General features: G+C 61.0%; 23 protein-coding genes, 1 tRNA gene and 1 pseudogene. 9 read left to right on the forward strand and 16 right to left on the reverse strand.

Translation table 11 applies throughout. From position 1 onward, the window contains the following. Nucleotides 1–231: 231 nt before the first annotated feature. Both N2A41_RS13430 and N2A41_RS13435 read right to left on the reverse strand, forming a co-directional pair. Nucleotides 232–942: a methyltransferase family protein gene (locus tag N2A41_RS13430; protein ID WP_260108986.1), complete on the reverse strand. Its 711-nt coding sequence runs from the start codon at nt 940–942 to the stop codon at nt 232–234. Nucleotides 943–1,168: 226 nt separating this feature from the next. Next, nucleotides 1,169–1,570 carry a hypothetical protein gene (locus tag N2A41_RS13435; protein ID WP_032992435.1) on the reverse strand — a complete coding sequence of 134 codons (402 nt, stop codon included), beginning with the start codon at nt 1,568–1,570 and terminating at the stop codon, nt 1,169–1,171. Between the two features lie 441 nt (nt 1,571–2,011). On the opposite strand from N2A41_RS13435, the gene N2A41_RS13440 reads away from it, so the two are divergent. Beyond that, the gene (locus tag N2A41_RS13440) at nt 2,012–2,383 is read left to right on the forward strand and encodes a hypothetical protein (RefSeq protein WP_260108987.1); all 372 of its coding nucleotides are present in this window, start codon (nt 2,012–2,014) and stop codon (nt 2,381–2,383) included. A gap of 31 nt (nt 2,384–2,414) precedes the next feature. Here N2A41_RS13440 and N2A41_RS13445 read toward each other — a convergent pair whose 3' ends face one another. Continuing rightward, nucleotides 2,415–2,813 carry an ester cyclase gene (locus tag N2A41_RS13445; protein ID WP_260108988.1) on the reverse strand — a complete coding sequence of 133 codons (399 nt, stop codon included), beginning with the start codon at nt 2,811–2,813 and terminating at the stop codon, nt 2,415–2,417. 87 nt (nt 2,814–2,900) lie between these two features. After that, the gene (locus tag N2A41_RS13450) at nt 2,901–3,476 is read right to left on the reverse strand and encodes a transglutaminase-like cysteine peptidase (protein WP_260108989.1); all 576 of its coding nucleotides are present in this window, start codon (nt 3,474–3,476) and stop codon (nt 2,901–2,903) included. A gap of 192 nt (nt 3,477–3,668) precedes the next feature. Here N2A41_RS13450 and N2A41_RS13455 point away from each other — a divergent pair, with 192 nt between their 5' ends. Further along, entirely contained in the window at nt 3,669–4,970 is a 1,302-nt protein-coding gene (locus N2A41_RS13455; protein WP_260108990.1) for a hypothetical protein, read from the forward strand. A 275-nt stretch (nt 4,971–5,245) separates the two neighbouring features. Here N2A41_RS13455 and N2A41_RS13460 read toward each other — a convergent pair whose 3' ends face one another. From N2A41_RS13460 to N2A41_RS13470, 3 genes are read right to left on the reverse strand one after another with little or no spacing between them, the layout of a single operon-like run. Then, nucleotides 5,246–5,644, reverse strand: a complete 399-nt coding sequence (locus N2A41_RS13460; protein WP_260108991.1) for a Fur family transcriptional regulator — start codon at nt 5,642–5,644, stop codon at nt 5,246–5,248. Further along, nucleotides 5,641–6,456 (reverse strand): zinc ABC transporter permease subunit ZnuB, encoded by an 816-nt coding sequence (gene znuB, locus N2A41_RS13465; protein ID WP_170260719.1) that lies wholly within the window; start codon nt 6,454–6,456, stop codon nt 5,641–5,643. The genes N2A41_RS13460 and znuB overlap by 4 nt, the downstream gene beginning before the upstream one ends. After that, nucleotides 6,449–7,396: an ATP-binding cassette domain-containing protein gene (locus tag N2A41_RS13470; RefSeq protein ID WP_260108992.1), complete on the reverse strand. Its 948-nt coding sequence runs from the start codon at nt 7,394–7,396 to the stop codon at nt 6,449–6,451. The genes znuB and N2A41_RS13470 overlap by 8 nt, the downstream gene beginning before the upstream one ends. A gap of 102 nt (nt 7,397–7,498) precedes the next feature. On the opposite strand from N2A41_RS13470, the gene znuA reads away from it, so the two are divergent. The 3 genes and pseudogenes from znuA to N2A41_RS13485 all read left to right on the forward strand — a co-directional run bounded on the left by znuA (nt 7,499) and on the right by N2A41_RS13485 (nt 10,045). Then, the gene (gene znuA, locus N2A41_RS13475; RefSeq protein ID WP_311202870.1) at nt 7,499–8,512 is read left to right on the forward strand and encodes a zinc ABC transporter substrate-binding protein ZnuA; all 1,014 of its coding nucleotides are present in this window, start codon (nt 7,499–7,501) and stop codon (nt 8,510–8,512) included. 146 nt (nt 8,513–8,658) lie between these two features. Next, nucleotides 8,659–9,863, forward strand: a pseudogene (zigA, locus tag N2A41_RS13480) (zinc metallochaperone GTPase ZigA). Beyond that, a complete protein-coding gene (locus N2A41_RS13485; RefSeq protein WP_260108993.1) occupies nt 9,860–10,045 on the forward strand; it encodes a hypothetical protein in 186 nt (61 codons plus the stop codon). Before zigA ends, N2A41_RS13485 begins: the two are co-directional and overlap by 4 nt. A 67-nt stretch (nt 10,046–10,112) precedes the next feature. On the opposite strand, the gene N2A41_RS13490 is transcribed toward N2A41_RS13485, so the two are convergent. Continuing rightward, on the reverse strand, nt 10,113–10,424 hold the full coding sequence (locus N2A41_RS13490; RefSeq protein WP_170260723.1) for an RcnB family protein: 312 nt from the start codon (nt 10,422–10,424) through the stop codon (nt 10,113–10,115). Nucleotides 10,425–10,860: 436 nt separating this feature from the next. On the opposite strand from N2A41_RS13490, the gene N2A41_RS13495 reads away from it, so the two are divergent. Together N2A41_RS13495 and N2A41_RS13500 are read left to right on the forward strand one after the other, a co-directional pair. Beyond that, the gene (locus N2A41_RS13495) at nt 10,861–11,244 is read left to right on the forward strand and encodes a VOC family protein (protein WP_162116162.1); all 384 of its coding nucleotides are present in this window, start codon (nt 10,861–10,863) and stop codon (nt 11,242–11,244) included. Between the two features lie 164 nt (nt 11,245–11,408). Next, entirely contained in the window at nt 11,409–12,740 is a 1,332-nt protein-coding gene (locus N2A41_RS13500; protein ID WP_017964969.1) for a hemolysin family protein, read from the forward strand. On the opposite strand, the gene chrA is transcribed toward N2A41_RS13500, so the two are convergent. Next, nucleotides 12,737–14,158 carry a chromate efflux transporter gene (chrA, locus tag N2A41_RS13505; protein ID WP_260108994.1) on the reverse strand — a complete coding sequence of 474 codons (1,422 nt, stop codon included), beginning with the start codon at nt 14,156–14,158 and terminating at the stop codon, nt 12,737–12,739. The genes N2A41_RS13500 and chrA overlap by 4 nt on opposite strands. Nucleotide 14,159: 1 nt before the next feature. Then, entirely contained in the window at nt 14,160–14,975 is an 816-nt protein-coding gene (locus tag N2A41_RS13510; protein WP_260108995.1) for a sulfurtransferase/chromate resistance protein, read from the reverse strand. Between the two features lie 390 nt (nt 14,976–15,365). On the opposite strand from N2A41_RS13510, the gene N2A41_RS13515 reads away from it, so the two are divergent. Further along, nucleotides 15,366–15,698 (forward strand): hypothetical protein, encoded by a 333-nt coding sequence (locus N2A41_RS13515; RefSeq protein ID WP_260108996.1) that lies wholly within the window; start codon nt 15,366–15,368, stop codon nt 15,696–15,698. A gap of 239 nt (nt 15,699–15,937) precedes the next feature. Here N2A41_RS13515 and N2A41_RS13520 read toward each other — a convergent pair whose 3' ends face one another. Then, entirely contained in the window at nt 15,938–16,240 is a 303-nt protein-coding gene (locus N2A41_RS13520; protein ID WP_260108997.1) for a hypothetical protein, read from the reverse strand. 149 nt (nt 16,241–16,389) lie between these two features. Here N2A41_RS13520 and N2A41_RS13525 point away from each other — a divergent pair, with 149 nt between their 5' ends. Beyond that, a complete protein-coding gene (locus N2A41_RS13525; protein ID WP_260108998.1) occupies nt 16,390–16,830 on the forward strand; it encodes a hypothetical protein in 441 nt (146 codons plus the stop codon). Between the two features lie 189 nt (nt 16,831–17,019). On the opposite strand, the gene N2A41_RS13530 is transcribed toward N2A41_RS13525, so the two are convergent. From N2A41_RS13530 to N2A41_RS13550, 5 genes are all read right to left on the reverse strand, one after another. Then, nucleotides 17,020–17,316 (reverse strand): hypothetical protein, encoded by a 297-nt coding sequence (locus tag N2A41_RS13530; protein WP_260108999.1) that lies wholly within the window; start codon nt 17,314–17,316, stop codon nt 17,020–17,022. A gap of 141 nt (nt 17,317–17,457) precedes the next feature. Beyond that, nucleotides 17,458–17,533: transfer RNA gene (locus tag N2A41_RS13535), tRNA-Lys, on the reverse strand. Nucleotides 17,534–17,737: 204 nt separating this feature from the next. Beyond that, nucleotides 17,738–18,649, reverse strand: a complete 912-nt coding sequence (locus N2A41_RS13540; protein ID WP_260109000.1) for a PhzF family phenazine biosynthesis protein — start codon at nt 18,647–18,649, stop codon at nt 17,738–17,740. A gap of 164 nt (nt 18,650–18,813) precedes the next feature. Further along, nucleotides 18,814–19,584 (reverse strand): NUDIX hydrolase, encoded by a 771-nt coding sequence (locus N2A41_RS13545; protein WP_260109001.1) that lies wholly within the window; start codon nt 19,582–19,584, stop codon nt 18,814–18,816. Beyond that, entirely contained in the window at nt 19,581–20,690 is a 1,110-nt protein-coding gene (locus tag N2A41_RS13550; RefSeq protein ID WP_260109002.1) for an endonuclease/exonuclease/phosphatase family protein, read from the reverse strand. The genes N2A41_RS13545 and N2A41_RS13550 overlap by 4 nt, the downstream gene beginning before the upstream one ends. Nucleotides 20,691–20,860 lie beyond the last annotated feature (170 nt).

Genomic DNA, 20,860 nt, shown 5'->3' on the forward strand with positions numbered 1-20,860 from the left:
ACCCTTCGGGCCACCTTCTCCCCGCTGGGGAGAAGAGGGAGAGCAAGTCGCTTTCGCTCGTTTCCGCAAACGGCGCAGTCAGGAAGGGCAAGACGCCGCCACGATTCCGCTTCTCCCCGGCGGGGAGAAGATGCCGGCAGGCAGATGAGGGGGATGAGCGGCGAAGCCGCGAATGCACTGAGCGCAAGCGAAAGGGCAAATAACTGGACGTACTCCGGACACGCGAGCCGCTTACCAAATTCCCGGAATCCACCGCCAGCGCACACGCTCCATGTACTCAGCATAGCCTTCGAGCCCCTTGCGCAATTCTGCCTCCTCTCCCAGCGTCCGGCCGAAGAGGACGATGATGAGCAGGCCGGCGGGGATCAGCGCGTAGAGCGATCCAAGCGACAGCGCCATGCCGACGCTGAGCACGATAGCGGTTGCGTATCCGGGATGGCGGATGGCGGCATAGGGTCCGGTATCGATTACCTTGTGGTCGCGGTCGGTCTGGATGCGCACCGTCGGTTCGAAATGCCGGTTGACCGATTGCGCCCAGATCAGGCCGAGATAACCTGATGTCATCAGCAGATAGCCGATGAGGACGACCCAATCTGGCTGCGGCGCCCAGTGGAAACGCCCGTCGTCGAACGCGCCGACCGGAAGAATGGCGACAAAGAGAATGATTGTCAGCGTCGCCACCACCGCGTCCCAGGGCTTGGTGCCTTTCTGATATCGGCTGCGCGCCGCAAACAGCTCCGGATTTGTCCGCCAGATCCAGATGATCGCGACACATGTCAGTGCAAGGAAGAGACCGAGAAAGATCCAGCCACGCGGCCAGTCGAGCGTGCCGGCCGGCCAGAATAGCGCGGCAAACATCACGGCAATGGTGATGGCGAGCGAGCCGAGCGATGGCGCCGTCGCTGCGAATGAGTGATTGGGCCGAGTGTTCTGCTCTGTCATGACCGCTTCCGTTCAACCGGGAACGAGCTGTCTGCATCCCAACGGCTGCCGCTTAAGTCTAACACAACCGCACCGGATTGAGGAGACGGAACGCACCCGATGGCAGCGTAGCGAACGAAAGCCGCGCTTGATCGTAGCGACGCTTTTGCATCCAACATTCGGAGATGTCAGAAAAATTCTGCCGTCGCCGCAATGATGGTTGAAGGCGGATTCGGTAAAGAGCCGCCTACTCGGCAGCTTCGAGAAACTGGCTGTTTCGTGAGGAAGAGGCAAGCGCCTGAACCCTGGCTTCGGCCTTTGCGATCAGTTGATAGAATTCGTCCTGTGCTTCGACATCCAGTTGAATGACGGCATTGACGTCATCAGGCGTATCGCAAACGCAGGCGACCGCAGAAATAGGACAGATGCCGCCGGGGTAACGTCTGCCGGTGCCGGTATAGGCGCGGCGGCCCCAACGCTCGGAATAGACCGTCTCTTCCCGCTCGAGCTGCAGGATCGTTCCCTTGCAGGCGGTCACGATAGCCGCCTTGCCGTAAGCGAACCAGTGGTAGTTCAGCCTCCGGAGAATATATTTGCCGGTGATATCTTCGCCAGCCAGTTCGGCGGGGTTTTCAATCATTCTAATCATGACGGCTTCCTCAACGTTTAAACAATATCCGTCATGTCTTCGCGCGCAGCAAGTCAAAAAACGCAGCTTTTGGAGACACTTAGTCACAAAGTGTTTCCGATTCTTACATTAACCACGCACCGCGCACCCCCTGCGCGCACAATTCTTTGTCGAATTTCTCGTACTCTGCTACCGATTTCGTCATTGTCCGAAATAGCAGTCACGTCGATGTCCCCTTGTGTTTCTCGGCGCGGCCCCGATATGTCTCTCTGACAGGCCCGAAGACGGCGCCGTTTTCATCCGGGAAACGGCTGGCTGTTTCGCCGGTTCGCCATGGAGCATGATGCCGAAAAGCGTAAGCCGTCTTCGGACAACATCATCCTCTAACTATTTAATTTAGAATAGGATTCAGATTTTTGGGCCGACCAAGCCTAAATCATCCTGTTCCAGCAGGAGAGCATCATGGTCGACGCGATCAATCCCATCTCCGCCACCGCCCGGTCCGAAGCTACCAAGGTCGGCACCAGCACCTCGATCGGCTCCGAACCCGACAATGCCTGGGTCGCTGCCCGCCAGTCGCAGATCACGGCCGATCAGCTGGCAGCGAAGAGGGCCGTGGAGAAGGAAGCCGCAAGCGATATCGTCCCGCACGCGGATCTGATCGTCGATCACGAGCAGCATCCGCAAAAGCGGGACGGGCATGCGGCATCGGAAGACGGGGAAGAGGCCGGCGAACAGGCGGAACAGCCGGTGTTGTCAGGCGAAAGCGATCGGATCGGCACCCGCAATTTCGACGACGACACGCCCTTCGGCGAACGCGTCGCCATCATCTGATCGAAACGCAGACCGGAAACCGTCCGCGCGATCAATTCGAGCCCGCAAGCTGGGACTCGATCGCCGCCTTATCGATGACCGACCAGACCTCGACGATCTTGCCGCCGCGAAATTCGTAGATGACGTTCTCGGTGAAGGAAAGGCGCCTGCCGTTTACATCGAGGCCGAGGAATTTTGCCTTCGGCCTGCAATTGAAGCCGAGCCGGCAGGCGATGTATGGCGGATCGCAAAGGAGCATCAGCACCTTGAAATAGAGATCGGGAATCTCATCGAAGTCCCGCTCGAGCATAGCGGCATAACCCGGCAGCCCGAGGCGCCGGCCGTTATGAACTGCATCGTCGCCGACGAACTGCCCGAGATTGGGCCAGTCCTGCCTGTTCAGGCAGGCGATGTAGCCGCGGTATATCTCCGCGAGTTCGGTCTTCGTCACGCGATCGTCCCTGGCTTGTACTCCGGCAAAGATAGCGCCGGGATCTGCGCCGGCCAGCGGCGAACGCGTCGCCTCGATACTCTCAGTTCAAGAGAACTCGCCTGCACGGGGACCAGCAAGCGTCACCCGCCAGCCCGTTCGCGATTGGAAATCCTGAGTGGCCAGAAACGTATAGCCTGTCGTGCGCCAGAGCCGCACGGCGCTAGTCAGATTGTCGAGCACATAATCGCCGCCGTCCGTCCGGGCAATGAGAACGACATGGTTTTGATCCTGCGGTCCAATCACCACGGAAAGCGCCAACCTGTTCGATGGAAAACCAGCTTCGATCAGGTCCTTCATCTTCTGGAGAGCGTAGTCCTCACAATCGCCATGGCCGGCAACCGGCAGAGACCAGACATCCCTATTTCGGGAAGACGGGCTATCTTCCGCGGGAATGATACGTCCATTTACGGCGCGATTGACCTTTTGCAGAAGCGCCATGCCTGCCTGATCGTTCAGCTGTTGCGTCGCCATCCTGCCGCACAGCCACTTGTACTTGGCGCAGGCTGCGGCGAATCCCACGGGTGCGCCGATGCTTCGCGTTGCGGGAAGCGATGATCCCGCAACGGCTTGAAAATGCAGAAGAATGAATAAAAAGCCAGCGAGCGAAAAGAGGCGCTTCATAGCCGATTCCTTTTATTTGTCGTGAGACGATAACATAGGTAGAATAAAAATTTAGTAAAATTTTATACTTGCGAATTTAACTGTATTAAACGATTGAGACAGATTAACCATTATCTATTCTTCGTGTTAATTGATTGTTAGTGTAGGAGTTCTCCCCATTAACATTCGGTTAACCTTCGGAGATGGATTGAAATGATCAGCAGAGCAGCGAAATTCAGCATCGCCGTTGCTTCCCTTCTGGCAAGCAGCAGCTTGGCAACGGCAGCCCCGGCAGTCGTTAATTGCAAGGCCGCAGTTCGCGGTACACTCGAATACAGGCTGTGCATGCCGACCAGTGCAATTCGGTCCGATAGCAGGTTCAATCCGAACGATAACGATCGCGGCAACCAAAACATTGGCAGCGGCAAGAAGACATCCAGCACCGGTTCACTCGCCAGCAATGGGAATGCTGGCGATAATGACAATGGCGATGGCAACGGCAACGGGAACGGGAACGGCGACGATGCCGGCAGCGGCAATGGCGACGGCAGCGGCAATGGCAATGGCGGCGGCAGCGGCAGCGGCAGCGGCAGCGGCAGCGGCAGCGGCAGCGGCAGCGGCAGCGGCAGCGGCAGCGGCAGCGGCAGCGGCAGCGGCGACAATGGCGGAAAGGACGATCACGGCAAGGGCCATGATCATCACGGCGGCGGCAAGGGCGGGAAAGATCACGGGCACGGCAAGGACGGCCGTGGCGACGGTGGGAAAGACAATCACGACGGCAAGGACCGCGATCATCACGGCCACGACGGGGGCGGAAAAGATCACGGGCACGGCAAGGGTGGCAATGACGGCCCGGGCAAGGGTGGCAACGACGATGGTCCCGGCAAGGGCGGCAACGACGGTCCCGGCAAAGGCGGCAATGACGGCCTCGGCAAGGGCGGCAATGACGGCCCCGGCAAGGGCGACAATGACGGCCCCGGCAAGAGCGACAATAACGGCGCCGGCAAGAGCGACAATGGCGGCTCCGGCAAGAGCGACAATGGCGGCTCCGGCAAGAGCGATAACGGCGGCTCCGGCAAGAGCGACAACGGCGGCTCCGGCAAGAGCGACAACGGCGGCTCCGGCAAAAGCGATAATGATAGCTCCGGCAAGAGCGACAATGACAGCTCCGGCAAGAGCGACAATGGCGGCTCCGGCAAGAGCGATAATGGCGGCTCCGGCAAGAGCGATAATGGCGGCTCCGGCAAGAGCGACAACGGCGGCTCCGGCAAGAGCGATAACGGCGGCTCCGGCAAGAGCGATAACGGCGGCTCCGGCAAGAGCGATAACGGCGGCGCCGGCAAGGGCGACAATGGCGGCTCCGGCAAGAGCGATAACGGCGGCTCCGGCAAGAGCGATAACGGCGGCGCCGGCAAGGGCGACAATGGCGGCTCCGGCAAGAGCGACAATGGCGGCTCCGGCAAGAGCGATAACGGCGGCTCCGGCAAGGGCGGCTCTGAATCCAAGCCGGATTAAGCTTATCCGCACAGAAATGCAAAAGGTGAGGCCGTTCTCGCGGCCTCACCTTTTTGAATCATTGATTTGTGTATCGATCGGCAGCAAAGAATGCGAGGAAACCAACGCGTGGATGGTCACCCTCGGGCACGCCGCCTCCCCGCCCTCGCTCATTCCTGTCCCCGAGCTTCAGCTTCGACCCGAGGGATGTCACAGCAATGAGGGTGGAGATGATGGCGCCCCGTCAAAGTCCCGTCGGTGAGTTAGGATAGGGCGCCGACGGATAAAGTGGCCGCTTACGCCGCACAAGCCTTGCACAAACCGCGAATCTCGATCGTCGTCCTCGCTGGTTTGAACTTCTGCCCCCGCACCCAGCCCATCAGCCGGTGGTCGACCTCGTGATCGTGGAACTCCATCACCTGACCGCAGCTTTCGCAGATGGCGAAGGCGACGATGCCGTGGCTGTGGCAGTCGTCGCCCGGATGGGCGCAGGCAACGAAGGAGTTGATGCTTTCGAGCCGGTGCACGACGCCGTATTCGAGCAGCTTCTCCAGCGCCCGGTAGACCTGCAGGGGTGCACGAAAACCGTGGTCGCGCAGCTTGTCGAGGATGGTGTAGGCGCTGAGCGGCCCTTCGGCCTTTTCAAGCACGTCGAAGACCAGCGACTGGTTCTTGGTCAATTGCGGTGTCGTCATGAGCCTTGTCCTTGCATAACCGCGCGGTGGCGCCTGACGGGAAGCAGGCTGAGCATGAAGAGGATCAGCGCCGCGACCACGATCGAGGGGCCGGAAGGTGTGTCGTAGGTGAGCGAGCCGAAGAGCCCGCCGACAACGGCGGCGGCCCCGATCAATGAGGCGAATACCGCCATGATCTCCGGCGTCGCAGAGAAGCGCCGCGCCGCAGCCGCCGGAATGATCAGCAGCGAGGTAATCAGCATGATGCCGACGATCTTCATGGCAATGGCGATGACGACGGCCATCAGCAGCATGAAAAACAGCCGCGCCCGCTCCGGCTTCAGCCCCTCGGCCTCGGCGAGCTCGGCATTGACGGTTGCCGCCAAGAGTGGCCGCCAGAGCCAGGCCATTGCCACGAGCACAAACAGCCCGCCGCCCCAGATCAGCGCGATGTCGGTGGTGGAAACGGCAAGGATATCGCCGAACAGGAAGGCGATGAGATCGATCCGCACCCAGCTCATGAAGGCGACCATGACGAGGCCGATCGCCAGTGTGGCATGCGAGAGAATGCCGAGCAGCGCATCGGCCGACAGCGCCTGGCGTTTCTGCAGGAAGAGCAGCAGCACCGACACGAGCGCGGCAACGGCAAAGACGGCCAGTGTCAGGTTGAGTTCGAAGAGCAGCGACAGTGCGACGCCGAGCAGCGCCGAATGGGCGATTGTATCGCCGAAATAAGCCATACGCCGCCAGATGATGAAGCAGCCGAGCGGCCCTGTCGTCAGCGCTAGGCCGACGCCGGCAAGGATGGCGCGCACGAAGAAATCGTCAAGCATGGCGCTCTCCCTCCGCATGCGTGTGCGGATGGGCGTGGTCATGTTCGGCATGCCCGGGGTCATGGCTATGGTAATGCCCGGGATGACCGTGATGGTGCTCATGACCGGTATGGCCATGTTCATGATGATGACCGTCATCGGGGAAGCAATGATCCGTCACCGTGCCGTCGGCATGCTGCACGCGCCCATCAGGCAGATGCGTATGATCGTGGTGATGGCTGTAGACGGCAAGCGTCTGCGCCGCCCGGCTGCCGAACAGGCGCACATATTCCGGGCTGCGGCTGACGGATTCAGGCGTGCCGCGGCAGCAGACATGGCCGTTGAGACAGATGACGGTGTCGGTCTCGGCCATGACGACGTGGAGATCGTGCGAGATCAAGAGGATGCCGCAGTCGGTGGCGTTACGGATCGACTTGATCAGGTCGTAGAGAGCGATCTCGCCGGAAAAATCGACCCCCTGCACCGGCTCATCGAGCACCAGCAGATCGGGTTTGCGGGCAATAGCGCGCGCCATCAGCGCCCGCTGGAATTCGCCGCCGGAGAGATGCTGCACCTCGGCATCGAGCATATGGGCGATGCCGGCGGATTCGAGTGCCGAAAGAATGTCGCGCTCCGGCAGCGGCCCGGTCAGCGTCATCAGCCGGCGCACCGAAAGCGGCAGCGTCCAGTCGATCGTGAGCTTCTGCGGGACATAACCGACCTTGAGGCCGGCGTTGCGCTCCACCCTGCCCTCGTCGGGTTTCAACACGCCGATCGCTGCCTTGGCGCTGGTCGACTTGCCCGAGCCGTTTGGCCCGATCAGCGTGACGATCTCGCCGCGCGAGACGGAAAAATCGACGCCACGCACCAGCCAGCGGCCATTACGCAGGATGCCGACATTTTCAAGCGAAACCAGCGGTTCGGCCCGGATACCAGCGGGGGTCTTTGCGGGAGAGAGCATCAAATTTTCCGAAAGTGCTGTTGCGTCCTGCTATTGCACACGTTATAGCATAACGCAATTGATGTAATAACATAACAACTGCAATTCAAGCGGAGCATATTGATGAAACGCGCCCTGGGGCCTGCCCTTAAAATCTTGGCCCTCAGAATGCCGGCCCTCGCAATCCCGGTCCTGGCGATCCCCGCCCTTCTCTTCGCCGGCACTATGCGAGCAGCTGACGCGCCTGTCGTCGTCACCTCGATCAAACCGATCCATTCGCTGGTGTCGGCGATCATGCAGGGTGTCGGCGAACCGGAGCTGATCGTCGATGGCGCCGCCTCCCCGCATACCTACAATCTGAAGCCGTCGAATGCTCGCGCTTTGCAGGATGCCAAGGTGATCTTCTGGGTCGGCCCCGGCCTCGAGGCCTTTCTCGAAAAGCCGCTGCAGGCGCTGGGTCGGGATGCCAGCATCGCCGAACTCGATAACGCCCCCGGCCTCGTCAAGCTGCCTTTCCGTGAGGGCGGCGCCTTCGAAGCGCATGATGATGGTGACGAGCATCATGAAGCCGACGCCGCGCATAGCCCCGACGCTGACCACGACGATCACGAGCATGGCACATTCGACACGCATCTCTGGCTCGATCCGATGAACGCCAAGGCGATGGCCAGCGAGATCACCACGACGCTGGTTGCCGCCGATCCCGCCAATGCGCTGACCTATCAGGCAAACGCCAAGGCGCTGGACGACAGGCTGACGGCGCTGGACAAGGAAATCACCGCCACCGTCGCCCCGGTCAAGGGCAAGCCCTTCATCGTCTTCCACGACGCCTACCAGTATTTCGAGCACCGCTATGGCATCCGCGTCGCCGGCTCGATCACCGTCAGCCCGGAAACTATTCCCGGCGCCGAGCGTGTTTCGGAAATCCACCGCAAGGTCGGTGAACTCGGCGCCACCTGCGTCTTTGCCGAACCGCAGTTCGAGCCGCGCCTCGTCAATGTCGTCATCGAAGGCACGCGCGCCAAGTCAGGCGTGCTCGATCCCGAAGCGGCAACACTGAAGGCCGGCCCCGATCTCTACTTCACCCTCATGCGCGGCATCGCCAACAGCATGAAGGATTGTCTCTCCAGCGCATGAACCTTCATGCGCCGCTCCGCGCGTCCTATCGGACACGCGACGCTCCGGAGAGAGCTGAGGCGGAAAAGGCGGACAACCCCGTTCCGCCTTTTTTCGGCGCACCGAACGTAATGATATAACATAAAGACAAACCCTATGAGGTTCTTATGGACAACAGACTTCCCGTCACGGTGCTTTCAGGCTTCCTCGGCGCCGGCAAGACGACGCTGCTCAACCACGTGCTGAGCAATCGCGAGGGCTTACGCGTCGCCGTCATCGTCAACGATATGAGCGAGGTGAATATCGATGCTGCCCTGGTGCGCGACGGCGGCGCCAATCTCTCCCGCACCGAGGAAGAGCTGGTCGAGATGACCAATGGCTGCATCTGCTGCACGCTGCGCGACGATCTGCTGAAAGAGGTGCGCCAGCTCGCCGATCAGGGCCGCTTCGATTACCTCTTGATCGAATCGACCGGCATCGCCGAGCCCTGCCCGTCGCCACCACCTTCGAATTTCGCGACGAGAATGGCCAAAGCCTTTCCGACGTCGCAAGGCTCGACACCATGGTGACCGTCGTCGACGCCGTCAATCTGCTTGCCGATTATGCCTCGGCCGATTTCCTCGCCGACCGCGGAGAAACGGCCGGTGACGGCGACAACAGAAACATCGTCGACCTGCTGGTCGAGCAGATCGAATTCGCCGACGTCGTGGTGCTGAACAAGATCGGCACGGCAAGCGAAAAGGAACGCGACGCCGCCCGCAAGATCATCATCGGCCTCAATCCCGATGCGCGGCTGATCGAGGCGGACTTCGGCCAAGTGGCGTTGCGGGAGGTGCTCGGCACCGGCCGCTTCGACATCGACAGGGCCGAAACCCATCCGCTCTGGTACAAGGAACTGCACGGTTTCAAGGATCATATGCCCGAGACAGAGGAATACGGCATCCGCTCCTTCGTCTACCGCGAAAAACGCCCTTTCCATCCGGCCAAGCTGCAGGCCTTTCTCGACACGGCATGGCCGGGCGTGGTGCGCGCCAAAGGCTTCTTCTGGCTGGCGACCCGCCCGCATCACGTCGGCGAGATCAGCCAGGCGGGCGCGATCGTCCGCACCGGCAAGATGGGCCTCTGGTGGGCCTCCGTACCGTCCGAGCAGTGGCCCGAGGGGCCGACCTTCATGAACGCCATCGGCCCCTATCTCGACCCCGTCTGGGGCGACCGCCGCCAGGAAATCGTCTTCATCGGTGCCGATCCGATGGACCAAGCCTGGATCAGGAAGGAACTCGACGCCTGTCTTATCAGGACAGATGCCTTCGTGCCCGAGCGCTGGCGCGACCTGCCCGATCCTTTCGCCAACTGGAACAGGCAGGCGACATGAAGGCGAAGGCAATCAAACGCACGCTCTGCGTCTGCACCGAATGCGAGCCGCTACCGCCGATCGAAGGGCTTCATCCCGAAACCGTCGAGGCGACAGGCGAACGGCCCGATCGGCAACGACGATCCGGCAGCCTGTTCCGAAGCCTCGCCGAGCGCATCGTTCCCTTCAGGAAGCCCTTCTGACGAGAGATTCGCCTGCCGGCAAACGAAAAGGGCGGTCGAAGCCGCCCTCTTCCCGTTCATCTGCCGATCAGCGACCGGCAATAACGCTGGCGATAATGCCGCTGGTGACGCCGATCAGCAGGTAGTCGTGATCGGCCCTGACCCAGCGATAACCGCGTGGCGGTGGCGCCAGCCGGTAGCGGCGATAGTCGTTGACATCGGAGAACCGTCGACGCTCGCTGGTATTGACGCGGTATCCCTTTTTCCAGTGCGACCGGACGACTACCTTCTTCTGCACGACGACGGGGGGACGGCGATGATCGTCGGCGCTAGCCTGGGAAACAATCATCGGGGAAAGAAGGAAGGAGGCGGAAAGAAGGGCTGCAAAAATCTTTTTCATGTGGGGTTCCTCGTGTTGGACACCGGGGCAAACTAGGGCCGAGAAGATGAACCGAAACTGAAATAGAAATTAAACTTTTGTAATGGAATCCAGTAGCTACATGTCGAAGCTTATACTTTAGATTAGACTTATACACGATGATCTGGCGCGGCAGGCTGGCTTCGTCCTGTGAAGCCTTCGGCTTTTGCTGCTCATAGCCTGGAAGGCGCGGCCGTGGAGGGTTGTCCCGCTGCTGGCGGCGGGCGGCATGCTCTCGATTCGATCTGGTCTCGCCCAAAGGCGCTCGGCGATTTGGCATAACGAGATGCATAAAAAAACTTGAAACGGGCGCATAATCGAGTTTCGAACCGACGCATCCAAGAAACAGGAGAGTTCTGGATATCCCCCGCGAGGGGACGATCAGATCAAGACAACGAAGACCACAATGGAGGAAAACATGCCTGGTATCAGCATGCGCTACATCGTCGACGACGTCGACGCCGCGGTGGAATTCTACACGAGACATCTCGGCTTCTCCGTCGCACTTCGCCCCGCGCCGAGTTTCGCCATCCTGACCAGAGACGGTTTTCGTCTGTTCGTCAGCGGCATGACGGGACCTGGCGGAGCATCTCAAGCAATGCCAGATGGGCGAAAGCCGGAGCCCGGCGGTTGGAATCGCATCCAGATCGAGGTCAAGGACCTGGAAGCAGAAGTCGCCGCGCTGCGTCAGGCCGGCGCGCGTTTCCGCAACGAGATCGTGCAGGGCATAGGCGGCAAGCAGATCCTGGTCGATGATCCGGCCGGAAACCCGATCGAGCTCTTCGAACCACCCAAGCGGTGAATGGCGCGACGCCGGTCATGCGGGTTGCCACGCATTTGCGGTCATCCGCAAACCGACGCAGTATTTCGATCACGGTCTCTCGCCGCGAGGCTGGCTGGAACGCCTTGCCACCAGTGTGCGAGCGTGTAGTTTCGGACTCCCATCAACTCGAAGGCAGGGAAAACATGTCCGATTCCGCCGGCGGGCTCTCCGACTATATCGGGATACTAGCCGTGTTTCTTCTCGTCGCCGCCAATGGCTTCTTCGTTGCCGCCGAATTCGCCCTGGTGTCGGTCAGGCGTAGCCGCGTCGCCGAACTCGCTGCGGCAGGCCGCATGAACGCCTCGGCACTTCAGCGCGCCGTCGATAATCTCGACTCCAATCTTGCAGCCACCCAGCTCGGCATCACCATCTCGTCGCTTGCCCTCGGCTGGGTTGGCGAACCGGCGCTTGCCCACCTGATCGAGCCGCTGCTATCATGGCTGCCTGGGCAATGGGCGACGGCGGGCGCGCATACTGTTGCCGTCGTCATCGCCTTCGTCATCATCACAGCACTTCATATCGTGCTCGGCGAGCTCGCACCGAAGAGCCTGGCGCTTCAACGCAGCGAAGCCACTTCGCTTGCCGTTGTGCGTCCGCTCGGTCTGTTCCTGGTGCTATTCAAGCCGGCGATCTTTGTTCTGAACGGCATGGGCAACCTCGTGCTGCGGGGTGTGGGTCTTCGAGCCGGAACCGGCGAATCGTCGTTCCATTCGCCGCAGGAGCTCAAGCTGTTGGTTGCCGAGAGCCAGGAGGCCGGCCTTCTCAACCAGGTGCAGCAGCAGCTCGTCGAGCGGGTGTTCAACATCGGTGACAGGCCGATCTCCGACATCATGACGCCGCGCCTCGATATCGAATGGTTCGACGCCGACGACAGCGAGGCCGAGATCCTGAAGACCATCCGCGAATGCAGTCACGAACAATTGCTGGTCGCCCGCGGCTCGATCGACGAGCCGATCGGCATGGTGTTGAAGAAGGACCTTCTCGACCAGGTTCTCGACGGCGGCAAGATCCGGCCAATGGAGGTGATCAAGCAGCCGCTGGTGCTGCATGAGGGCACCTCGGTCGTCCGCGTGCTCGACAGTTTCAAGGCCTCACCCGTTCGCCTCGCCATCGTCATCGACGAATATGGCAGCCTCGAAGGCATCGTCACCCAGACCGACCTGCTCGAAGCCATCGCCGGCGACCTGCCGGGATCCAACGAAGAGCCCGACATCGTCGTCAGGGAAGACGGGTCGCTCTTGATCGACGCGATGATGCCGGCCTTCGACGCCTTCGAACGGCTCGGCCTGCGCGATCGTCCGGACGCCGATTTCCATACGCTGGCGGGTTTCGCCCTGCATCAGCTCCAGCACATCCCCGAAGCCGGCGAGACCTTCGTCTTCGACAACTGGCGCTTCGAGGTTCTCGACATGGACGGCATGCGTATCGACAAGATGCTCGCGACGCGCATTTCCGCGGATGGGGTGGAGGCCTAGCCGACCGCCAGCGTCCAGAGCATCCCTGCGGCCGCGCAGGCTAGCAGCGTCGCGATCACGGAGGCCTTGAAACGGAAGATCGCGATAGCGGCGGCGGCAGACAGCGCCATTGCCGCCGGCACGGCCGATTGCAGCTCGGGGATATCGAGCCGCAAGCCGCCAAGGTGGACGATCGCAACCTCGGCAAACAGCGTGTGTAAAGCAAACCAGATAGCGAGGTTGAGGATGACCCCGACCACCGCGGCTGTTATGGCCGACATCGCGCCGGCGAGCGCGATGTTGCCGCGCAGTTTTTCGATGAATGGCGCGCCGAGGAAGATCCAGAGGAAACACGGCACGAAGGTGACCCAGCTCGTCAGGACCGCCGCAAGCGTTGCAGCAAGCATCGGATTCAAGGCTCCCGGATCGCGGTAGGCGCCCATGAAGCCGACGAACTGGACGACCATGATCAACGGCCCCGGCGTCGTCTCGGCCATGCCGAGACCATCCAGCATCTCGCCCGGTTTCAGCCAGCCGAAATGCTGCACGGCTTCCTGCGCGACATAGGCAAGCACGGCATAGGCCCCGCCGAAAGTGACGACCGCCATCTTGCTGAAGAACAGGCCGATCTCGGTAAAGACGTTGTCAGCACCGAAGGTGGCGTAAAGCGCTGCGAGCGGAGCGAGCCAGAGGGCAAGCAGCACGGCCGAGATGCGCAGCGACCATGCAAGATTCGGGCGCGCATGCGCCGGTATGCCCTCGCCAAGCGCCGACTCCGCGTCCGACAGTGTCGGGCCGCTTCCCGCCTTGTGGCCGCCGCCCGTCCGGAAGGCGGCAAGCCCGAACCTGCCGCCGAGGAAGCCGGCAATGCCGGCGGCGAGCACGATCAGCGGGAACGGGACATGGAGAAAGAAGATGGCGATGAAGGCCGCGGCCGCGATACCGACCATGACGCGATTTTTGAGCGCCCGGCCGCCGATGCGGATCACGGCCTGCACGACGACGGCGAGCACCGCTGCCTTCAGCCCAAAGAACAGGCCGGCGACGATGCCGACGTTGCCGTAAGCCGCGTAGATATAGCTGAGACAAAGGATCGACAGGAACCCAGGCAGTACGAACAGCAGGCCGGCGACGAGACCGCCCACTGTCCGATGCATCAGCCAGCCGATATAGATGGCGAGCTGCTGCGCCTCGGGTCCGGGAAGCAGCATGCAATAGTTCAGCGCATGCAGAAAACGGTGCTCACCGAGCCATCGCTTCTCGTCGACGATGATCCGGTGCATGACGGCGATCTGGCCGGCGGGGCCGCCAAAACTCAGGGCGGCGACGCGCAGCCACACCCTGAAGGCCTCGCCAAACGAGACGCCGTGATGATGCTCCTCTCCCGCGTCGTCCTCCGCCATTTTGCCGCCGGGCGCACTATCCGTCATCTCAACCATCTCATACCCTCTTCTTTGGCGCCGGCCAATTGTGGGTTTCCTCGGTCGCATCGCGGCACCAGCGGAAAAAAGCGTCGTAGAGAAGCATCCCGGCCTCGAGTTGCTCCAGATCGTCGGAATACATCCTGGAGAGGCCGAGCGATGCCGCAAGCAGTCCCGCCGCCTCAGGGGCGAGGTCGAGCCTTGCGGTATCCGCCGCCCTGACGATACGCGCCAGGCGCAGAAGCGGTTCCGAAGCCAGCCCGAACTCCTCGATCATGACGTCAAAAGTGCAGAATTCGCCGCGATGGCTCCAGAACACATCCTCGATATCGAAGGGCGTCGCCGCGAAACGCTCGCCGACGGCCAAAACCTCGGGCGCCGGCACGAACAGGAACACGGCATTCGGATCTATGAAGCGCCGGATCAGCCAGGGACAGGCGATGCGATCGATCTTCGGCCGCGCCCGCGTCACCCAGACGGTGCGCCCCTCAGCGTCGCGTTGCGGCAGCTTTTCCTCTGGCACGGCCGGTCCGCCCACGATCCACGCCTCGAAGCCACCTTCGAGGCTTTCCGCGTCGATCCCGACATGGCGGAGATAGGCGGCAACACCATGACTGAGCTTGCCGCCTCTCTGGCAGACCGCGACGACGGCTTCGGCATTGACGCCGCCAACCCAGGACACGACATCGGCATAGGCGCGCCGGATCGAGCCCGGCACCAGGCGTGGATCGAGCGCGAAGTCCTCCTCCGTGCGCACGTCGATAATGACGGGAGCCCCAGGCGTCCCGATGAGGCGGCTGAGCTTTTCAGGTGAGATTTCTAGAAATGACGGCATGACGCGTCCCTCCGTTGATCGGTTTTACTGGACGCGATTCTTCAGCATGACGCCTCGTGGGGTGATCGCGACCCCATGTCTGAACCATGCGCAAACAGACCCCATCGTGTCAAGCGCATTGCGCCATGGCGGCTTGCCGTCCGCGGCAGCGGCCTGCCATCCACCACGGCACCCGATCAGCCGGCAGGTCTTCCACCCGGTCTTTGCCGGTCGCCTCCAGGCGAGCCGGCGGGCAGATGAGAGGTGAGTGGCAAAGCCGCGAATGCACGAAGTGCCAGTGAAGAGCGCGAATGAAGGTACGAAAACCCAATCAGTACAAGCGCTTCGGCCCAGAACGGAACAAAAAGCCCGCTTCGGCATTCTTCTCTGACCGAAAGAGGAGAAAGTACCATGACGTACGACCCCAATAATGCCAACGACCCGAACCGCCCGCTGAACTCAAATTTGGATCTGCGCACCACGCCGAGCGCGCGCAGCAGTAATACGTGGATTGTCTGGGTCGCTGCATTGGCCGTGATCGCTGTCGCTGCATTCGCCTATTCGCAGTGGGGCACCCCCGGCACATCGCCGGACACGACAGCCTCCACGACCCAATCCGAGCCGGCGCCGGCCAAGCCGATCGCTCCGACCAATAACAGCGCAACGCCCGCACCGGCACCAGCAACGCCCGCACCGGCACCAGCACCGGCCACTCCGCCGCCGGCTGCCCCGGCACAGCAGTAATCGCTGCCCGGCCAGCAGAAGCCGGCCCAGTGCCGGCTTCTTTTCTGCCGCGAGCGCTTGAAGATATTTAAGCAAACCCTATTTACGGGATGCTGAATCTGTCTCTGACCGCTGACCACGGAGGTACTGGCAGCCGTTATCGAGACTGATCGAGGAAGGTCGGTGCGAATTTCGCCCGGCCTTTTTTTCTTGACCTCGTCATCCATACCAACAGCCGTACTGGCAACGCCTGATCGGGATTATCTGGGAATCCTGTTATAGAAAGACTGCGGATCGTACACGCACTCGTAGTCGAGGAGGCAAAGCTTGCCATTGGCATCCCTCACCCTTGCGGTGTCATACTTGTCGCCGAGATTGCACCTGGCCGGCGGATAGCGGAAGCTGCGACCGCCAAAGCCCATCCGCACAAAAATTGCCTTGTCCTTGCGGATGATCTGCGCAAGCTCTTCGCAACTGTGATCCCTGGCATTGACCTCCGCCGCCTCGACGGCAAGAGCGACGGACGGAAACAGCAGTGCGACGGCCAGAACAACGCTTTTCATGGAAACTCCTGAATGTGATAGAGCGAAGTTAAGGCATCGCACCCGATGCCGCCAGTCCGCAAACCTTCCGAATTATACATCTGAGCAGCCCTGCCCCTTTGCCTCCCGGCACGCTCGATAACGGCGTGTGTCGAAACAGAAATTGTCGGATGAGCGACCAACCGCGCGGGCTCTTTGAGACAGCGAATCCAGGTGGACGGGACACTCCTTCGCTACTCCACAAGGATGTTGCCGCATCCCCGATCCATCAAGATGTTTGGTCTATGCTGCCGGCCATGAAACCGACGTTTGGGCGTAGACACCTTGCATTGCCAGAGCCGGAGCGGACAAGGACCGTTCCAGCACAGAAGGTCGATGCGCCACCCGCCAGAAGCTTCGATTGGCCGAAAACCACGCGTTACGCCAAAAACGCGACCTTGGCCCTGCTGATCGCGATCAAACTTGTGGTTGTGATTGTTTACGTCATCAGACTAAACGCCTCGCATTCCTTCCAGGAATACGCACCGCCCATAGCAATGATGGCGGTACTGTCGTTTTTCATCGTCGCCGCTCTCTGGCTCGCCGGCATGAAACTGAGCGGCAGCGATTGACGTGACCTCGGTTGGCGCCGTCTGAAGTTGACCGCCGCCCGCACTTCCCGCTCGCTCCCTCTCACAACGGAAGCGTCCAGAGCATGATGCCGAAAAGTGTGAGCAGTTTTCGGACGACATCCTGCTTTAACTCTTTAATCTAGAAAAGGATTCGGATTTCAGGCCGACCCGGCCTAAAATCATCCCGTTCTAGGGAAAGTTATAAGGCGACGCGGGGTCGAAGACGCAGGAATAATCAAGGATGCATTGCTTTCCCTCGCCATCGCGCAAACTGGTCGTGGTGCGCTTGTCACCCATACTGCACTGGGCGGGCGGATAACGGAAACTGCGGCCGCCGAAACCCATGCGAACAAAGACCTTTTTGTTCTGGCGAATGATCTGAGCAAGCTCGCTGCAACTATGCTCGCTCGCTTTGACGTTCATGACGCCTGCGCCAAAGGCCGGTAACGGCAGAGACAAGGCAACGACTAGAATGACGCTTCTCATGGGACCCTCCCAGTGTGTGAGGGAAACTAGCGCGCACAGATCACTGCGACCAGTCATTTGGGCAAGGCTAGCAATGTCGCCCGCTTCCAGCAGGCCGGAAAATCCGGCCTGATTTCAATACATCTATCTTTTCAAGAGATTTGGTGGGTGATGTAGGGCTCGAACCTACGACCCGCTGATTAAGAGTCAGCTGCTCTACCAACTGAGCTAATCACCCGTTCGCGCTTGGCTGCGCGGTGTGACGGGGCGTATAAACAGGATCGGCAGGCTTGTCCAGCGCATAGGCGAAATTTCTTTGGTTAATCGCGAAGATTTTTCGGCATGGCTGAAATACAGCGCAGAAGCCCGAAAATCGGAATCGATTTTTGGGAAGGATTATGCGCCGATTCAAAGTGATAGAGCGTCCTCAGCGCCAGTGAAATCAAAGGTCGAGCGTGCCGCTGGCCAGCCGTACCGCCTGGCCGCCGATCCGCGCGTTGGAGATCGCTCCCGCGTCGACATCGATATGCAGGTGGATGAAGGACGGCCGGCCCATTTCGACCCCCTGCTCGATCATGATCGGGTGATGCCCGTCCGTCAGCCGGTCGAAATGGTGGATCGCGCCGGAGAGTGCGGCCGCCGCCGAGCCGGTGGCCGGGTCTTCGGCGATACCCATGCCGCTTGCGAACATGCGCGCATGGAACTTCGCCACGTGGTTGACGCCGCCGCGGCAATAGACATAGGCCGAGGCAAGCGCGCCATCGACGAAGGGCACAATCTTTTCCCAGAGTTGCGGATCGAATTCCACTCGCTGCGTGGCTCCGACGTCGTGCACCGGAATGAGCAGGAAGGGAACGCCGGCGCTCCAGACCGACGGGACGTGATTTTCGAAGCTGATCTCGGTCACCTTCAGCGACAGCGCATCGGCTATCCCGAGCTTGTCGAGCGGCATGCTGGCGGGCTGCGATTTCCGCGGCAGGTCGAATTCGGCAAAGCTCGCCTCACCCTCTCTCAGCCGCACCGCGCAACGCACCGGCCCGACATTTTCCTCGAGCACCGTGACGAGATCGCGCGTCGCAGCACCGTGCACCCGTTCAGCCAGCGCCACCGCCGTGCCGACCGTCGGATGGCCGGCAAAGGGCAGCTCGCGCCCAGGCGTGAATATCCTCAGACGCGCCGCATAGGCGGGGTTGGTCGAAGGCTGCACGAAGACTGTCTCCGAGAGATTGATCTCCCGGGTGATTGCCTGCATCGCCTCGTCGCTGAGATTGTCTCCGTCGAAGATCACCGCCAGCGGGTTGCCCGCAAGCTTTCGATCGGTGAACACGTCATAGACGCTGTAGCTTCGCGCCACATCGGCCTCCTTGAATCGTCATCGCGCCGCCAACCTGCCCGACCGGGCGAACGAGTGCAAGGCGCTAAAACGCGTCACGTCAACCGGAATCACATGACGCGCTTTCGATCTTTAGGTGATGCATGTCGTTATCCCGAAACGCTACATGGCTTTGGGGGGATACATCAACTCCGCTCGGCCTTGCCGAAATACCAGTCGATCACGGGCAGCATGGCGATATTATAGGGGTGCGCCGAGTGATCGGCCGAGCGGATCGCCGCTGCACCCGCGATCTCCTTGTCCTCGGCGACGAGCATGTGACTCTCGATCCGTTCGACCATCTCGTCCGCCGTCATATCGAAGCGGAAGAGCCGCAACAGCGTCACCGTCCGGTTGGAATGGCTGGCGAAGAGCCCCTGCCCCGCCACCGAACGGCTAAGATCCAATCCGGTTTCTTCATGGACCTCGCGGCGCATGTTTGCCTCGATGTCGCAGCGCCCGTCGACGATATCCTCCGGTTCCAGCGAGCCGGCGGCGAAATAGACCTGGCCGGGATTGGCTGTATGGGCGCCCATACGGATCGCCACAAGCGCACCGTCCGAGGTTTCCAGCACCGGATAGGCGAAGATGTGAATGCCGCCCTGACGCTGCGGCTGCCGGCGCCACCACATGAAGGCGGAAAAGGGAATGACGTGGCCCTCGCCCGCAATCCCGTTTTCATTGAGCGAGAGCCGCTGCTGAAACACCATGCGCCCATCGAACAGCGCCGGATTGGCGGCCGTCTCCCTGGCCCAGTTCTCCCGGATCGCCGCTTGTTCGGCGACCGCGAAGGGATGGGGACTGGGCAGGATGCGCAGATCCACGCCGGCGATCGGGAAGACCGTGGCTTCCGGGGGCCAGCCGGCGAAATCGGAAAAATCGGTATTCGGAAAATTCATGTTCAAATACGTTTTCATGGGAGATCTAGTGTCATGACGACAGGGCAGTGATCGGACGCCTTCGGCCTGTCCCAGCCGGTGCGCGGATAACGCTCCACCTCCTGCCCCGGCGGGAAGATGGTGCGGTAGGGCTGGCCGCTGCGGATGATTTCGGGCAGGCGGCCGGCATTATGGGCGGCAAGTGCTGGCGAAAGCCAGAGATAGTCGAGTTGGCAAAGCCACTGCTCCTGTGGCCCGCGAGCGTGATAGAGCGTCCAGCGGTCGAGAGGTTCCCGGCGGCGCACCACATTTTCGGCAAAGCCGTCGCTACTGAAAACGTCGAGCGCGCTTTCGGACTCGTTGTGATGTCCGAAGCGATAGCCCGTGCCCCGGCGGCCGATGACGTCGACACGCTCCTGATAGTCATTCATGTCTCCGCAGATGGCGAAGCTCTTCGTGCCGGCTTGCTCCGCACCGAAGCGATCCTCGATGATGCGGCGCACGGCGCGCGCCTCGGCGCGGCGGATCGGCATGGTCGATTGCCGCCCGTCCAGCCCGTCGCGCGGATTGCCCATCGACTTGAAATGCACGACGTAGAGCGAAAACGGCCGGCCGCCGATCAGAAGATCGAGCTCCAGGCAATCGCGTTTGAAGATCTTGTCGTCGATACGGTTGGTGAGCGCCACGTCCTCGTCGAAGAGATCAAAGTCGCGATAGGTCGTCATCGCATGGCTTCTGATATCCCTGAGCTCGATCTTCTGGCCGTCGCGCGTTTCCTCACGCATCAAGACGGCAACATCGATGCCGCGGCTGTCATTGCCCTCGACCAGGTATTTTTGGCGGTAGCCGTTTCCGACCATGCGGAAGAGATAGCCGTATTCGAAGGCCTGAAGGGCAGCCATGTTGTCGATTTCCTGCAGGCAGAGGATATCGGCGTCAGCATCGGCGATCGCGAGCGCCGTCATCTGCCGGGTATCGTCGGCGGCGGCAATCACCCGGGCCTGCTCGAGCTGTTGATAGACGCCCTCGCTCGACACCTGGAAAAGCTTGATGACGCGATCCTGGCGTAACTGGTTGCGGAAGCCGGTAAAATCGAAACGGGTCAGCAGATTTTCGACATTGAAGGTGGCCAGGCGAAGCGACATGGGAAGGATCCGGTTGCGGGGAGTAACTTAACCAGCAGAAGCCGCAGGAAAAGATGGCGGAGCCAAGAAATATGCGGACAACCACCCCGCTTACAGCCCCGAAGGCGATTGCCTGTGACTTAGGCTGCTGACATAGTTCTCCGCAGAGGGCAATCATCATTCCGGCGCGG

Origin of the sequence: Rhizobium sp. SRDI969 (assembly GCF_025152725.1) — a bacterium.
Taxonomy (GTDB): Bacteria; Pseudomonadota; Alphaproteobacteria; order Rhizobiales; family Rhizobiaceae; genus Rhizobium; species Rhizobium leguminosarum_I.

Bases quoted from the DNA above. Each gene is read 5' to 3' on its own strand.
- N2A41_RS13430 (WP_260108986.1), bottom strand. From the start codon at position 942: ATGACAGAGCAGAACACTCGGCCCAATCACTCATTCGCAGCGACGGCG.
- N2A41_RS13435 (WP_032992435.1), bottom strand. From the start codon at position 1,570: ATGATTAGAATGATTGAAAACCCCGCCGAACTGGCTGGCGAAGATATC.
- N2A41_RS13440 (WP_260108987.1), top strand. From the start codon at position 2,012: ATGGTCGACGCGATCAATCCCATCTCCGCCACCGCCCGGTCCGAAGCT.
- N2A41_RS13450 (WP_260108989.1), bottom strand. From the start codon at position 3,476: ATGAAGCGCCTCTTTTCGCTCGCTGGCTTTTTATTCATTCTTCTGCAT.
- N2A41_RS13455 (WP_260108990.1), top strand. From the start codon at position 3,669: ATGATCAGCAGAGCAGCGAAATTCAGCATCGCCGTTGCTTCCCTTCTG.
- N2A41_RS13460 (WP_260108991.1), bottom strand. From the start codon at position 5,644: ATGACGACACCGCAATTGACCAAGAACCAGTCGCTGGTCTTCGACGTG.
- znuB (WP_170260719.1), bottom strand. From the start codon at position 6,456: ATGCTTGACGATTTCTTCGTGCGCGCCATCCTTGCCGGCGTCGGCCTA.
- N2A41_RS13470 (WP_260108992.1), bottom strand. From the start codon at position 7,396: ATGCTCTCTCCCGCAAAGACCCCCGCTGGTATCCGGGCCGAACCGCTG.
- znuA (WP_311202870.1), top strand. From the start codon at position 7,499: ATGAAACGCGCCCTGGGGCCTGCCCTTAAAATCTTGGCCCTCAGAATG.
- N2A41_RS13485 (WP_260108993.1), top strand. From the start codon at position 9,860: ATGAAGGCGAAGGCAATCAAACGCACGCTCTGCGTCTGCACCGAATGC.
- N2A41_RS13490 (WP_170260723.1), bottom strand. From the start codon at position 10,424: ATGAAAAAGATTTTTGCAGCCCTTCTTTCCGCCTCCTTCCTTCTTTCC.
- N2A41_RS13495 (WP_162116162.1), top strand. From the start codon at position 10,861: ATGCCTGGTATCAGCATGCGCTACATCGTCGACGACGTCGACGCCGCG.
- N2A41_RS13500 (WP_017964969.1), top strand. From the start codon at position 11,409: ATGTCCGATTCCGCCGGCGGGCTCTCCGACTATATCGGGATACTAGCC.
- chrA (WP_260108994.1), bottom strand. From the start codon at position 14,158: ATGGTTGAGATGACGGATAGTGCGCCCGGCGGCAAAATGGCGGAGGAC.
- N2A41_RS13510 (WP_260108995.1), bottom strand. From the start codon at position 14,975: ATGCCGTCATTTCTAGAAATCTCACCTGAAAAGCTCAGCCGCCTCATC.
- N2A41_RS13515 (WP_260108996.1), top strand. From the start codon at position 15,366: ATGACGTACGACCCCAATAATGCCAACGACCCGAACCGCCCGCTGAAC.
- N2A41_RS13520 (WP_260108997.1), bottom strand. From the start codon at position 16,240: ATGAAAAGCGTTGTTCTGGCCGTCGCACTGCTGTTTCCGTCCGTCGCT.
- N2A41_RS13525 (WP_260108998.1), top strand. From the start codon at position 16,390: ATGAGCGACCAACCGCGCGGGCTCTTTGAGACAGCGAATCCAGGTGGA.
- N2A41_RS13530 (WP_260108999.1), bottom strand. From the start codon at position 17,316: ATGAGAAGCGTCATTCTAGTCGTTGCCTTGTCTCTGCCGTTACCGGCC.
- N2A41_RS13545 (WP_260109001.1), bottom strand. From the start codon at position 19,584: ATGAAAACGTATTTGAACATGAATTTTCCGAATACCGATTTTTCCGAT.
- N2A41_RS13550 (WP_260109002.1), bottom strand. From the start codon at position 20,690: ATGTCGCTTCGCCTGGCCACCTTCAATGTCGAAAATCTGCTGACCCGT.